We start from the raw sequence: 13,222 nt of genomic DNA, 5'->3' as shown, positions 1-13,222 counted from the left end.
CTTGCCTCCGGCGGTGTTCAGGCCGCGGCGTGTTCGGCGATGAGGAAATCAAGGAAGTGCTGGGTGAGCGGTTCGCCGATGAGAGGCTCCAGGAAGAGGAACTGACCCTGCGGGTTGACCTCCAGCCACACGGCTTCGCCCTGCGGCGTGAGTTTGAGGTCGATGATGCCCATGCGCAGCCCGAGGTGGCGCAGGACGCGGAGGACGAGGTCGGCGATGTCGTCGGGCACCGGCCACCGGGAGATCGGGACGTTGAGGTTGGGCCGCCAGTCCAGATCGCCGGTCTCGATGAGGGCAGCGTGCATGCGCTCGCCGAAGCAGTTGAGGCGGATGTGGCGGGTTCCGGGGATGTATTCCTGGTAGATGGCAGGGCACACGCCGAACGACGCGTCGGGGATGGCCGCCGGGTCGTCGATGTGCTGGGTGAACACCAGGGGGCCGCTCGCGCCCACCACCGGTTTGACGATCACGCGTCCCACCTCGCGGACGAAGGCCACCACCTCGTCGCGGGACTGGGACACCAGGGTCTGCGGAACCCGGAAACCCGCTCGTGCGGCGACGGTGAGCTGGTAGAGCTTGTCGGCGGCGCGGTCAGTGGCTTCCGGCGCTGACACCCAACGGCCGTGGAAGCCCGCGGCCAGCGCCCCGGCGAGCGCGCCTCGGCAGTCGTTGTTGACGAGCGCGCGCTGGTGGTCGTCGGCGGCGTGCACGCTCGCCCGCTGATCGGCGCGAACCCTGCGCCACCACAGGACGGACACCTCGTCCAGGGGCAGCGACACGCCGTCGGCGGTCCGCACGATCGCCGACGGCGTGCCGTGGGAGCGCCAGGTCACACTCGCCCGCCCACTGAGGTGGTCGCACTCGACGATGTGGAAGTCGGTGATCCCCCGGCTCCGCGCCGCGTGCTGGACGGCGATGGTGTGCAGGTCGTCCCGGATCGTGATCGTCAAGATCACGTCACATCATGCCGCAGTCGTCGGTGCACCCGGCCGAACACGTCTCGCACGCGGTGCCGCGCAGGTTGGCGGCGTCGATCTTGACCCCGGTGGTCTGGCGGACGGCGTTCTCCCACGCCCGCAGGTCCTCGGGGCTCTCCAGCGGGATGAACGAGTCGGGCTGCGCGCGGAGGACCACCGGCGGCGCCATCTGCTTGACCTCGCGCTTGTCCGGAACCGGGTCGCCGAGCGTGAACGTCATGGTGTGTCCCCTTTCCTCGGGGGGCGCCCGACGCGCCCGCCTTCCGCCATGAAGCGCCTGAGCGCAGGCGGTAGCCAGGGCCGAAGGTCCCACCGGGTCGCGAGATCAGCCGATCGGGGCGGCACTTCGCCCCGACTGGACTACCGCTCCGGCCCCGGGCTTCCACAGCACCGGGGTCCCGTCCTGGCTGGAAAGCGCTCCGCCCGGGCGACGACTGCCCTGGGCGTCGTAGCTAGACCTTCCATCTTCTCTCGCGCCACGACTGCACGCCGGGCGGCAGGGCCGAATCCGGCCCGATCCCCCGGCCGTCCAGCAGTCTCTCGACGTTGTCGATGAACCCGGTGGCGAAGCGGCGCTCCCACGCGCGGATCGCGGGCCAGGTGAGGCCGAGCATCGGGTTCGTGGCGAGCGCGAGCGCGGTGCCCGCGGCGAAGAACCTGCCCCGCACCGAGGTGAAGCTGACTTTGAGGGTCGAGTTGCCCGCGGTGCCGTCGACTACCGCCGCCCGCACCTCTTTGCCGAGGACCGTGAACACGACTTCCGCCGCCTCGCGGTCCACTCTGAGCTGGGGATACCGCAGTTGTTGGACTGCGCTGACCAGCTTGGAGAAGGTCTGCCGAGGCAGGGCGGGGAGCGTCCGCTCGAACCTGCGGACGTCGGTGAGCTGCTTCTTGAGGGCTGTGGGCTCCTCGACCCTCGGGCTCCGGGAGGGAAGCACGCCGTGGTTGTCGAGCGCGTGCAGTAGTTGGTGGAAGTCGTGCTTCCAGTGCCGGTCGGTGAGCGAGATGCCCTGCGAACGCGAGAGCGACCGCAGGCTCTCGGGCAGTTCGTGCTCGGCGGGCATCGTGGCGCCGTCGACCAGGACCGGAACCAGCGTGGTCCCTTTCCTGAGGGCGGTCTCCAACTCCAGCCGGACGAGGTCGTCCGGGTCATCCAGACGGCGTCGGCCCTTCTCATCAACCGCGTGAAGCCACTGCCTGCCCAGAACGGCGATGACAGCGTCTGCCGACGAGAGTGCTTCGATGATCTGCCGGACGTAGTCCTGCGCCGAGCGGTTCGAGTCCGTGTAGCGGTAGACGCGGTCGGGCCCGAAGTAGTCGCGGAGGTCTTCGACCAGCCGCCCGACCCAAGGGGTGGAGTCGGTCTGGCGGTAGGACACGAAGATGCCGAAAGACGACCGGGCTCGGTTTCCCGGGACCTCGGCTGCTTCGAACTCCTCCTGCACGTCACCCTCCGGTCGCGGTCGGGGAGCCACAGATGGAACGCCGGGCAGGCTGCTCGCCACGGACCGGCTCCGTGCGGCCAAGATCCACTTGGGTATCGCGGGATCTCGGGTCCTGTTACAGGCGGTGCGGTCGCCTCGCGGTCACGACCGGCCGGGTGTGGCGGCGACGACCACTAGGCCCGCGCTACCGCCCCGCACCCGGCTTCCACAGCACGTCCCCGTCCGGATTGGCCACGCGTCCCAGCACGAACAGCAGGTCGGACAGCCGGTTCAGGTACTTCGCCGCCAGCACGTTCGTCGTGTCCGGCTCGGCCTCCACCAGCGCCCAGGCGCCGCGCTCGGCTCGGCGGGTCACCGTCCGCGCCTGGTGGAGGAAAGCGGCGGCGGCCGTGCCCCCGGGCAGGATGAACGAGTTCAGCTTCGGCAACCGCCCGTTGAACTCGTCGATCCACCCCTCCAACCGGGCGATGTAGGCCTCGGTGATCCGCAGCGGCTCGTACGGCGGGTCGGGGACCACCGGCGTGCACAGGTCCGCCCCGACGTCGAACATGTCGTTCTGCACCGCGCCCAGGACGGCCGCGACGTCGTCGGCGGGCGAGCCGACCGCCAACACCAGGCCGATCGCGGCGTTCGCCTCGTCGACGTCGGCGTACGCGGCCAGGCGGGGGGACGTCTTGGGGACGCGGGTGCCGTCGCCGAGCGCGGTGGTGCCGTTGTCGCCGACCTTGGTGTAGACGCGGGTGATGTGGACGGACATACCCACAGCCTAGGGTCTGGAGCGGTCAAGGCATGATGCTCGCGTGACTGAGCATTTCCAGGTGCACGGCGGCGCCCGGCTCGTCGGCGAGGTCGAGGTCGTCGGGGCGAAGAACAGCGTGCTGAAGCTGATGGCCGCCGCGCTGCTCGCCGAGGGCACCACGACGGTGACCAACTGCCCGGAGATCCTCGACGTCCCCCTGATGGCCGACGTGCTGCGCAGCCTCGGCTGCGAGGTGTCCATCAGCGGGGACACCGTGGCCATCACCACCCCGGCCGAGCTCGACCACCGCGCGGACTCGCCGTCGATGGGCAAGCTGCGGGCCAGCGTGTGCGTGCTGGGGCCGCTGGTCGGCCGGTGCAAGCGGGCCGTGGTGGCGCTGCCGGGCGGGGACGCGATCGGGTCGCGTCCGCTGGACATGCACCAGAACGGGCTGCGCCAGCTCGGCGCGCGCACCGAGATCGAGCACGGCTGCGTCGTCGCCGAGGCCGAGGGCCTGCACGGCGCGCAGATCTGGCTGGACTTCCCGAGCGTCGGCGCCACCGAGAACATCCTCATGGCCGCCGTGCTGGCCGACGGCACCACGGTGATCGACAACGCCGCGCGCGAGCCGGAGATCGTCGACCTGTGCGTGATGCTGCAGCAGATGGGCGCCAAGATCGAGGGCGCGGGCACGTCCACGCTGACCGTGCACGGCGTCCCGTCGCTGCGGCCCACCGAGCACCGCGTGGTCGGCGACCGGATCGTGGGCGCGACCTGGGCGTTCGCCGCGGCCATGACGCGCGGCGACATCACCGTGCGCGGGGTCGACCCGCACCACCTCGACCTGGTGCTGGAGAAGCTGCGCACGGCGGGCGCGGAGGTGACGCTGCTCGACCACGGCTTCCGCGTGGTGCAGAACGACCGGCCGACGGCGGTGGATTTCGTGACGCTGCCCTACCCGGGCTTCGCCACCGACCTGCAGCCCTTCGCCATCGCGCTGAGCGCCATCTCCGACGGCACGTCGATGATCACCGAGAACCTCTTCGAGGCGCGGTTCCGCTTCGTCGAGGAGATGGTCCGCCTGGGCGCGGACGCGCGCACCGACGGCCACCACGCCGTGGTGCGGGGCGTGCCGATGCTGTCCAGCGCGCCGGTCTGGGCCTCGGACATCCGCGCGGGCGTCGGGCTGGTGCTCGCGGGCCTGTGCGCGGACGGCGTCACCGAGGTGTGGGACGTCTTCCACATCGACCGCGGCTACCCGCGGTTCGTGGAGAACATGGTGCGCCTCGGCGCGGACGTCCGGCGGGTGGAGACCGACCCGGACCGTCACACCAGCCCGGCCTCCTGAGCCAGCACCGCGGCCTGCACCCGTGAGCGCAGGTCGAGCTTGGTCAGCACTCGGGAGACGTGCGTCTTCACCGTCGCCTCGCCGATCCCCAGCTTGCGGCCGATCTGCTGGTTCGACAGGCCCTCGCCGAGGCCGACCAGGACGTCGCGCTCGCGGTCGGTCAGCAGGTCGAGGCCCGGCGGCGGCTCGGGCACGCGCGGCGCGGCCTCGGCGAAGGCGCGGATGAGGCGGCGGGTGACGCTCGGCTCGATGACGCCGTCGCCGCCCGCCACCAGCCGCACCGACTCGATCAGGCGGGCGGAGTCCACGGACTTGAGCAGGAAGCCCGCCGCGCCCGCGCGCAGCGCGCCGTAGACGTACTCGTCCATGTCGAACGTCGTGAGCACGAGCACGGCGCAGACGCCATCGCCGACCAGCCGCCGGGTCGCCTCGATGCCGTCGACCTCGGGCATGCGCACGTCCATGAGCACCACGTCGGGGCGCAGCGCGCGGGCCTTGCGGACGGCAGCGGCCCCGTCGCCCGCCTCGGCGACGACCTCGATGCCGTCGGCGCCGTCGAGGATCAGGCACAGGCCCGCCCGGATGGCGGCGTGGTCGTCGGCGACCAGGACGCGGATGCTCACGACTCCTCCAGCGGCAGGTCGGCGCGCACGTGCCAGCGCCCGCCGCGCGGACCGGCGGACAGCGCGCCGCCGACCGCGGCGGCGCGCTCGGTCATGGACAGCAGCCCGGTGCCGTCGCCGCGCTCGCGGGCCGCGGGGACGTCGTTGACCACCTCGACGACCAGCCTGCCGTCGGCCTGCCGGACGTTCACCTCCGCGCGCGAGCCGCCGTGCTTGACCGCGTTGGTCAGCGCCTCCTGCACGATCCGGTACGCCGAGAGGTCCACCGCCGCGGGCAGCTCGCCCACCTCGGCGGAGGCCGCCACGTCGAGTCCCGCCGCGCGCGCGGACCCGACCAGCTGGGCCAGGTCGCGCAGCCGGGCGGGCGCGGTCAGCGCGTCCGGGGACTCCGAGCGCAGCAGGCCGATCATGGCGCGCATCTCGGTCAGCGCCGCGACGCTGTTCTCCCTGACCGAGCGCAGGACCGCGCGCGCGGTCGCGTCGCCGTCCGCCCTGCTCAGCAGGGCCTCGGACTGGATGGCGACCGCGGAGACGTGCCCGGCGATGACGTCGTGCAGGTCGCGGGCCATGGCGGCGCGCTCGCGCTGGACGGCCGCGGCCCGGTCGAGTTCGACGATGTGGGCGAGCTGGTCGGCGCGGGCGCGCTCGGCCTCGGCGGCCTCGCGCTGGCGGCGCACGTTGGTCGCCCACCACACGGGCAGCATCGGGATGGGCGCGAAGGTGAGGAAGTACAGCGTGGAGTCGCGCAGGTCCTTGCCGATGGTCAGCGACACCGCCGCGGCGGCCGCGACGCAGGCGAAGGCCGCGCCGAGCAGCACCCGGCTGGCCCGCCGGGGTCCGTTGAGGACGGCGGAGTAGAGCAGGTCGCCCGCGGCCAGCAGCGCGGGCAGGGACAGTCCCATCGCGGCGTCGAGCAGCAGCAGGGGCTGGCCCGCGATCAGCGCGGGCACGGGGTGGGTGTCCCTGGCCAGGTGCAGGGCGCAGAGCGCGGCGAGCACCAGCAGCCGGGCCCAGTGCGGGGCGGGCAGGACCGCCGCGTCGAGCACCAGCGGCACGTCCACTGCCAGCAGGACGCTGCCGAACCCGAACCAGATGACGGCGTGCCACACCGGCAGCTGCCACGGTCGTCTCCTGCGCTCCACCCGGCTATCACAGCACAGCGGCGGCGGCGCGGGCGTCCGTCGTTGGTCGGACGTCCGTCGAAGTGATGACCCCGGGATCGCCAGGTCGTCCGACGCGAGGAAAGGGGAGCGCCAGCACGCTGGGAGCGTGGAATGGATCGCGGAGAACCGCATGGTCGCGCTCATCGCGGCGTGCGAGGTCGGCTTCTGGGTGGTGCTGGGCGCGGGCCTGCTCGCCCGGTACGTGCTCAAGTGGCGCAGGACCAGCGTCGTGCTGCTGCTCTGTACGCCGGTGCTCGACGTCGTGCTGCTCGTGGCCGCGGCCGTCGACATCGGCGGGGGCGGCGAGGCGGGGCTCCAGCACGCGCTGGGCACGATCTACCTCGGGTTCAGCGTCGTGTTCGGACCCGGCCTGATCCGCTGGGCGGACGCGCGGGTGGCGCACCGCTTCGCAGGCGGGCCGCCGCCGAGGAAGGTGCCCAAGTCCGGCCCGGTGCGGCTGGCCCACGAGTGGCGCGAGTGGGGGAAGTGCGTTGCGGCGTGCGCGATCGCCGCCGCGGCGATCCTGTTCCTGTCCTACGTCGTCGGCACGCCGGACCGCACGGAGGCGCTCTGGCGCGACTGCCTGCCCCGGCTGGAGTTGCTCATCGGGGCGTGGTTCGTTCTCGGTCCACTGTGGAAGCTGCTCGACCGGAGGAAGGTGTCCGCGTGAGGGAAGTGCTCGGGATCCTGGTGTGCGTCCAGGCGGTGGGCGGGGGTGTCTCCGCGGTGCTCGACGGCTCGCGCAGCTGGTTCATCCAGCGGCACGTGGTGCCCGAGGCGCTGCAGGTGCCGGTGAGCGTGGCGATGCTCGTCGTGGGGCTCGCCCTGCTTTGGTCCAGCCGCAAGCGCGCGTCGTGACCGGGGGTGGTCCAGGGCGGCGGACCGCGCCGTTGCCTCGTTCCTCGAGGTAATCGACCCGGGACCGGGTTGGGGCGATTCGCCCGGATGGCTTGACACCGCGCAATGGTCTAGTCCATTTTGAGGGCACCCTGCATGCCCTCTGGAGGCAAGCCATGACGTCCCAAGCCAAGCGGGCGCTCGCCGCACTGGTCGCCGCGCTGACGGTGTGCGCCGGGCTGGTGCTGTCGTTCTCCGGCAGCGCCGCCGCGGCCAACCTGCTCGTCAACCCCGGGTTCGAGACCGGGAACCTCACCGGATGGACCTGTTCGGGCTCGGCGTCGGCCACCTCGGCGGACAAGAAGAGCGGGAGCTACGCGGTCAGCGCGGCCCCCGGCGGGCAGGACAACGCCCGCTGCTCCCAGTCCGTCACCGTCCAGCCCGGCCAGCGCTACACCCTGACCGCGTGGGTCAAGGGCTCCTACACCTACCTCGGCGCGTCCGGCACCGGCACGACCGACGTCAGCACCTGGACGGCGTCGACGGCCTGGACCCAGCTGACGACCTCGTTCACCGCGGGCGCGTCGACCCGCCAGGTGACCGTGTACGTGCACGGCTGGTACGGCCAGCCCGCCTACCTCGCCGACGACATCAGCCTCGACGGCCCCGGCAACCCGCCCACCACCACGCCGACGACGCCGACCACGTCGACGACGACCACCACAACCACGACGACCACCACGACGACGACCACCCCCGTGCCGCCGACCGGCCTGCCCCGGCACGTGCTCACCGGCTACTGGCACAACTTCGACAACGGCGCGCGGGTGCTGAAGATCTCCGACGTGCCGACGACCTACGACATCATCGCCGTGTCCTTCGCCGACGCCGTGCCCGGCGTGCAGGGCGCGGTCGACTTCACCCTCGACCCCACCCTGGCGAGCAAGCTCGGCGGCTACACCGACGCCCAGTTCAAGGCCGACATCCGCGCCGCCCAGGCGCGCGGGCAGAAGGTGATCATCTCCGTCGGCGGCGAGAAGGGCACGATCTGGGTCGGCTCGTCCTCGGCGGCCACGGCGTTCGCCAACTCCGTCATCGCGCTGATCAACGAGTACGGCTTCGACGGCGTCGACATCGACCTGGAGAACGGCATCCAGCCGACCTACATGGCCCCGGCGCTGCGCCAGATCCACGCCGCTGGCGGCCGGATCATCACGATGGCCCCGCAGACGATCGACATGCAGTCCACCCAGGGCGGCTACTTCCAGCTCGCGCTCGCGGTCAAGGACATCCTGACGATCGTGAACATGCAGTACTACAACTCGGGCACGATGATGGGCTGCGACCAGGGCGTCTACGCCCAGGGCTCGGTCGACTTCCTGACCGCGCTGGCCTGCATCCAGCTGCAGAACGGCCTGCGCCCCGACCAGGTCGGCCTCGGCCTGCCGTCCTCGACGCGCGCCGCGGGCGGGGGCTACCAGTCGCCCGCCAACGTCAACCGCGCGCTGGACTGCCTGACCAAGGGCACCAACTGCGGCGCCTTCCGCCCATCGACCACCTATCCCTCGCTGCGCGGGGCGATGACGTGGTCGATCAACTGGGACGCCTCCAACGGGTACGCGTTCGCCAACTCGGTGGCCGCGCACCTGGACACCCTGCCGTAAGAGAAGAGGCGGTCCCGGGGGACGTGCGCGGCGGTGCGAGGGCGTCCGCCGCGCACGTCCCTGGGTGTTCTAGTCCGGCCAGACCGGCGCGCGCTTCTCCAGGAAGGCGGCCATGCCCTCCTTGGCGCCCGGCAGCTGGGCGGCCTCGGCCATGACGTCGAGCGCGATGTCGTAGGCGTCGTCCTCGGGCCGGTCGAGCTGGGCGTAGAGGGTGCGCTTGCCGAGCGCCTTGCTGGCCCGGCTGCCCCGGGTGGCGCGGCGCAGCAGCTCGTCGACGGCGGCGTCGAGGTCGGCGTCCGGGACGACCCGGTTGACCAGGCCCCAGTCGGCGGCGGTGGCGGCGTCGATCGGGTCGCCGGTGAGGGCGAGCTCCATCAGGCGCTTGCGCCCCACGGCGCGGGCCACGGGGACGGCGGGGGTGTGGCAGAACCAGCCGCCCTTGCCGCCGGGCAGCGCGAACCCGGCGCTCCGCGCGGCGACGGCCAGGTCGCAGGACGCGACGAGCTGGCAGCCCGCGGCCGTGGCCAGGCCGTGGACCCGCGCGATGACGATCTGCGGGATGTCCTGGATGGTCCGCATGACCTCGGTGCACAGCCGCAGGAGGTCGCGGACGCCGACCTGGTCGCGCGCGGCCACGTCGGCGAAGTCGTGCCCCGCGGAGAAGACCGGCCCTGCGCCGCCGACGACGACTCCGGTGGCGTCGGACTCGCCCGCCTGCTGGAAGGCGTCGAGCAACTCGGCGAGGTGGTCGGCGGACAACGCGTTGCGCCGCGACGGCCGGTTCATGGTGATGCGGACGGTGTCGTCGGTGCGGTCGACCAGGATGTGCTGGTACATGCGCTCGACCGTATCGCTTGATCGGCGAATCGCCCATCACCTGCGTACGCATGGGGGAGGAGTGATCGCCATCGGCGAACCACTCCTCCGCCCGGACGGCCGCTAGAGGATCGGGGCGGCCCAGCAGTTGTTCGGAGCCGGGAGACCGGCGAAGCGGCCCTCCAGCCAGGCGAAGGTGGCCGGGTAGGCGGCGACGGCGCCGCCGACGTGGGTGGGCGCGAGGTTCGGGTCGAACTTGACCCGCGCGCCCTTGCCGCACCAGTCGAGGACGACCTTCTTGCCCACGCCGTACGGGATGACGTCGTCGAGCCTGCTGTGGGAGACGAACACCGGGACCGACGGCTTGACGCGGCCCATCAGCTGCTCGTCGACCATCGCCTTGAACTGAGGGTTGTCCTCGAGGAGGTCGGTCAGCGGCTCGCCGTCGGCGGTCAGCGACGCCGAGCGGGTGAAGGCGTACCTGCCGACGGCCTGGATCGTGCAGTGGTCCTCGAGTTCGGCGAACACGGCCCGGCCCCGGTCGTTGAGGAACGGGTCCATGTCGATGCCGTAGCCAGCCGACAGCCCGACCGCCGCGTAGCCGAGGAAGGCCGCGTACAGCCCGCCGTCGAGGTTGACGCCGACCTTCTGCAGGTCGGCGGGGATGGCGCTGGCGGCGACCCCCTTGAGCTTGAGCTCCGGGGCGTAGTCGGCGGCCAGCTCGGCCGCTGCGGCCGCGGCGCCGCCGCCCTGGGAGTAGCCCGCGATGGCGACCGGACCGTTGTCGGGCAGGTCCGCATCGGGCAGGCGCTGCGCGGCGCGGATCGAGTCCAGGACGGCGCGGCCGGAGACGACGCGGTTGACGTAGGTGTGGACGCCGGGCGTGCCCAGGCCCTCGTAGTCGGTGATCGCCACGCCGTAGCCGCGCAGGAGCAGGCCCTGCAGGAAGGGGCCCTCGTACTCGCTGCCCATCGCCAGCTGCCGCGACGGCGCGCAGTGGTCGCCGAGGCCCTGGGTGCCGACGGCGTAGCCGATGACCGGGCGCTCGCCCGCGCCCTTCCACTCCCCGCGCGGGGTGATCACCGTGCCGGTGACCGCGATCGGGGAGCCGTCGCGGTCGGTGGTGCGGTACATGACCCGGTTGACCTCGGCGTCGACCTTCAGCAGCTTCAGCGGGTCGAGGTAGAAGTCGGCGGGCTCGGCGCGGATGACGTCGCCGTCGCGGGCGGGCAGGGTCGCGGGCGGGTCGTAGAACGAGCCGGCCGCGGCGACGGGCGCGGCCACGACGCCCGCGGCGACGGCCGTGGCCAGCGCGAGCATGCCCAGCCGAGCGCGGTGTGCCCGAGCGTGGTGTGCGCGAGCGTGGTGTGCCCGAGGAAGCGCCACTGTGAACTCCCTGGTTACGGTACCGAAGGCTACCGAGCAGTAGCATTAGCTCGGTCACAGTGACCTGTCCCACCCGCCGGTGTCAATGCCGGTTGTCGCCGGGGACAACCGCGGTTGTCGCTCAGGACCGGTCGAGGACCGCCTGCAGGAACTCCCGGGTCCTCGGCTCGCGCGGGTCGGTGAACAGCTGCTCGGGCGGGGCGTCCTCGATGACCCGGCCGTGGTCGAACATCATCACCCGGTCGGACACCTGCCGGGCGAAGCCCATCTCGTGGGTCACGCACAGGAAGGTGATGTCGGTGGTGCGCGCGATGTCGCCGAGCAGGTCGAGCACGCCCGCCACCAGCTCCGGGTCCAGCGCCGAGGTCACCTCGTCGAGCAGCAGCACGTCCGGGCGCATCGCCAGCGCCCGCGCGATCGCCACGCGCTGCTGCTGGCCGCCGGAGAGCCGGGAGGGGTGCTCGTCGCAGCGGTCGCCGAGGCCGACCAGCTCCAGCAGGTCCCGCGCGCGGGCCTCGGCCTCGGCGGGGGACAGGCCCAGCACGTGCACCGGGGCCTCGGTGATGTTGCGCAGCACGCTCATGTTCGGGAACAGGTTGAACTGCTGGAACACCATGCCGATCCGCCGCCGGGCGGCGGCCAGGTGCTTGTCGTGGGCGGGCACGAGCCGGTCGCCGCGCCGCATGTGCGACAGCGGCTCCCCGCCGACGGTGATGACGCCCTCGCTGACCCGCTCCAGCGTCATCAGCAGCCGCAGGATCGTCGTCTTCCCCGACCCGCTCGGCCCGATCAGCGTCACGAACTCGCCGGGGGCGACGGTGAAGTCCAGCTGGTCCAGCACGACGTTGTCGCCGAAGCGCTTGACCACGCCGTCGAAACGGACCATCGGCTCAGGTGTGTGCGACACGGCGCTCCAGTTTCCTCACCAGCAGGGACGCGGGGTAGCTCAGCAGCAGGAACAGCAGGCCCGCGATGGTGTAGACCTCGACGTACTTGTAGGCGTACGCGCCTTCCTCCTTGGCCGCGTTGACCAGGTCGAACACGCCGATCGCCAGCAGCAGCGGCGTCTCCTTGAACATCGAGATCGTGTAGTTGCCCAGCGCGGGCACCACGCGCGGCACCGCCTGCGGCAGCACCACCGACGTCCACACGCGACGCTTGGGCAGGCTCAGCGCCGTCGCCGCCTCCCACTGTCCCTTCGGGACCGCGTCGATGCCCGCCCGGTACACCTCGGCGGTGTAGCAGGCGTAGTGGATGCCGATGACCACGACGCCCGTGACGAACGGCGACATCCGCACGCCGATCGCCGACGGGAACAGGAAGTAGACCGCGAAGATCTGCACCAGCAGCGGCGTGCTGCGGACGAACTCGATGAACGCCTGCATCACCACGCCCACCTTGGGCACGCGGCGGACCAGCGCGAACACCAGGCCCAGCGCGTAGGCCACCAGCGAACCGAGGACGGTGATCTCCAGCGTGGTCAGCAGGCCGCGCAGGATCCCGGGCATCGCGCCCGCGACGAACTCCCAGTCCCAGTTCATGCCGTGGTCCCCACCTTCATCGGGGTCCGGCCCACCCGGCGGGCGGTCAGCCGCTCCAGCAGCCGCATGACCAGGGTGATCACCAGGGCCAGCACCAGGTACATGACCAGCTCGACGCCGTAGATGAAGGCCAGGTCCGGGCCGAAGTTCGGCACCAGCGACTGGCCGCGCTGGGTGATCTCCTGGACCTGGATGAACGACAGCAGGGCGCTGCCCTTCAACAGCTGGATGAACAGGTTGTTGAACGGCGGCACCATCTCCACAAGCGCTTGCGGCAGCACCACCCGGCGCATGCGCTGGGCAGGGCTGAAGTTGAGCGCCACCGCGCCCTCGACCTGCGCCTTCGGCACCGACTGCACGGCGCCGCGGACGATCTCCGCGCCGTAGGCGCCATGGTTGAGCCCCAGCACCAGCACGCCTGCGAACAGCGGCACCAGCTGGAAGCCGAGCAGGATCGGCAGCGCGTAGAACAGCCAGAACAGCTGGACGACCTCGGAAGTGCCGCGGAAGATCTCGACGTAGGTGCGGCTGATCCCGCGCACCACGCGCGAGCGCGACAGCATCGCCAGCCCGGCGATCAGCGACAGCACGATCGTCAGCGCGATACCGCCCAGCGTGGCCACCACCGTGAACGGCAGCCCCTGGAACAGGACCTCGACTATGCGCGAGTGGTTGTCGGACAC

At 71.7% G+C, this 13,222-nt stretch carries 15 protein-coding genes; 4 read left to right on the top strand and 11 right to left on the bottom strand.

Annotation, left to right across the window (positions count from 1 at the left end):
* Positions 1–17: 17 nt before the first annotated feature.
* From Actkin_RS25650 to Actkin_RS25635, 4 genes are all read right to left on the bottom strand, one after another.
* Positions 18–956, bottom strand: coding sequence for an ATP-grasp domain-containing protein (locus Actkin_RS25650; protein WP_258904532.1), 939 nt, complete (start codon positions 954–956; stop codon positions 18–20).
* 1 nt (position 957) lies between these two features.
* A complete protein-coding gene (locus tag Actkin_RS25645) occupies positions 958–1,197 on the bottom strand; it encodes a hypothetical protein (protein WP_258904531.1) in 240 nt (79 codons plus the stop codon).
* A 232-nt stretch (positions 1,198–1,429) separates the two neighbouring features.
* Positions 1,430–2,422: a toll/interleukin-1 receptor domain-containing protein gene (locus Actkin_RS25640; RefSeq protein ID WP_258904530.1), complete on the bottom strand. Its 993-nt coding sequence runs from the start codon at positions 2,420–2,422 to the stop codon at positions 1,430–1,432.
* Positions 2,423–2,606: 184 nt separating this feature from the next.
* The gene (locus tag Actkin_RS25635; protein ID WP_189213541.1) at positions 2,607–3,179 is read right to left on the bottom strand and encodes a cob(I)yrinic acid a,c-diamide adenosyltransferase; all 573 of its coding nucleotides are present in this window, start codon (positions 3,177–3,179) and stop codon (positions 2,607–2,609) included.
* Positions 3,180–3,222: 43 nt separating this feature from the next.
* On the opposite strand from Actkin_RS25635, the gene murA reads away from it, so the two are divergent.
* On the top strand, positions 3,223–4,509 hold the full coding sequence (gene murA / locus Actkin_RS25630; protein ID WP_189213540.1) for a UDP-N-acetylglucosamine 1-carboxyvinyltransferase: 1,287 nt from the start codon (positions 3,223–3,225) through the stop codon (positions 4,507–4,509).
* On the opposite strand, the gene Actkin_RS25625 is transcribed toward murA, so the two are convergent.
* Positions 4,488–5,132, bottom strand: coding sequence for a response regulator (locus Actkin_RS25625; RefSeq protein WP_258904529.1), 645 nt, complete (start codon positions 5,130–5,132; stop codon positions 4,488–4,490). The genes murA and Actkin_RS25625 overlap by 22 nt on opposite strands.
* Positions 5,129–6,274 (bottom strand): sensor histidine kinase, encoded by a 1,146-nt coding sequence (locus Actkin_RS25620; protein WP_258904528.1) that lies wholly within the window; start codon positions 6,272–6,274, stop codon positions 5,129–5,131. The genes Actkin_RS25625 and Actkin_RS25620 overlap by 4 nt, the downstream gene beginning before the upstream one ends.
* A gap of 127 nt (positions 6,275–6,401) precedes the next feature.
* Here Actkin_RS25620 and Actkin_RS25615 point away from each other — a divergent pair, with 127 nt between their 5' ends.
* The 3 genes from Actkin_RS25615 to Actkin_RS25605 all read left to right on the top strand — a co-directional run bounded on the left by Actkin_RS25615 (position 6,402) and on the right by Actkin_RS25605 (position 8,796).
* The gene (locus tag Actkin_RS25615; RefSeq protein ID WP_258904527.1) at positions 6,402–6,965 is read left to right on the top strand and encodes a hypothetical protein; all 564 of its coding nucleotides are present in this window, start codon (positions 6,402–6,404) and stop codon (positions 6,963–6,965) included.
* On the top strand, positions 6,962–7,153 hold the full coding sequence (locus Actkin_RS25610; RefSeq protein WP_189213537.1) for a hypothetical protein: 192 nt from the start codon (positions 6,962–6,964) through the stop codon (positions 7,151–7,153). Before Actkin_RS25615 ends, Actkin_RS25610 begins: the two co-directional genes overlap by 4 nt.
* A gap of 155 nt (positions 7,154–7,308) precedes the next feature.
* Positions 7,309–8,796, top strand: coding sequence for a chitinase (locus Actkin_RS25605; protein ID WP_258904526.1), 1,488 nt, complete (start codon positions 7,309–7,311; stop codon positions 8,794–8,796).
* A gap of 69 nt (positions 8,797–8,865) precedes the next feature.
* On the opposite strand, the gene Actkin_RS25600 is transcribed toward Actkin_RS25605, so the two are convergent.
* The 5 genes from Actkin_RS25600 to ehuC form a co-directional block, all read right to left on the bottom strand.
* The gene (locus Actkin_RS25600; protein WP_189213535.1) at positions 8,866–9,633 is read right to left on the bottom strand and encodes an enoyl-CoA hydratase-related protein; all 768 of its coding nucleotides are present in this window, start codon (positions 9,631–9,633) and stop codon (positions 8,866–8,868) included.
* 102 nt (positions 9,634–9,735) lie between these two features.
* The gene (locus Actkin_RS25595; protein ID WP_258904525.1) at positions 9,736–10,932 is read right to left on the bottom strand and encodes a lipase family protein; all 1,197 of its coding nucleotides are present in this window, start codon (positions 10,930–10,932) and stop codon (positions 9,736–9,738) included.
* A 187-nt stretch (positions 10,933–11,119) separates the two neighbouring features.
* Entirely contained in the window at positions 11,120–11,884 is a 765-nt protein-coding gene (ehuA, locus tag Actkin_RS25590) for an ectoine/hydroxyectoine ABC transporter ATP-binding protein EhuA (RefSeq protein ID WP_258904524.1), read from the bottom strand.
* A 4-nt stretch (positions 11,885–11,888) separates the two neighbouring features.
* Positions 11,889–12,539 (bottom strand): ectoine/hydroxyectoine ABC transporter permease subunit EhuD, encoded by a 651-nt coding sequence (ehuD, locus tag Actkin_RS25585; RefSeq protein WP_189213532.1) that lies wholly within the window; start codon positions 12,537–12,539, stop codon positions 11,889–11,891.
* On the bottom strand, positions 12,536–13,222 hold the full coding sequence (ehuC, locus tag Actkin_RS25580) for an ectoine/hydroxyectoine ABC transporter permease subunit EhuC (RefSeq protein WP_258904523.1): 687 nt from the start codon (positions 13,220–13,222) through the stop codon (positions 12,536–12,538). The genes ehuD and ehuC overlap by 4 nt, the downstream gene beginning before the upstream one ends.

It is taken from the genome of Actinokineospora sp. UTMC 2448, assembly GCF_024760565.1.
GTDB classification, from domain to species: Bacteria; Actinomycetota; Actinomycetes; order Mycobacteriales; family Pseudonocardiaceae; genus Actinokineospora; species Actinokineospora fastidiosa.
The sequence above is the reverse complement of the archived record's forward strand: the minus strand, read 5'-3'. Positions and strand labels throughout refer to the sequence as shown.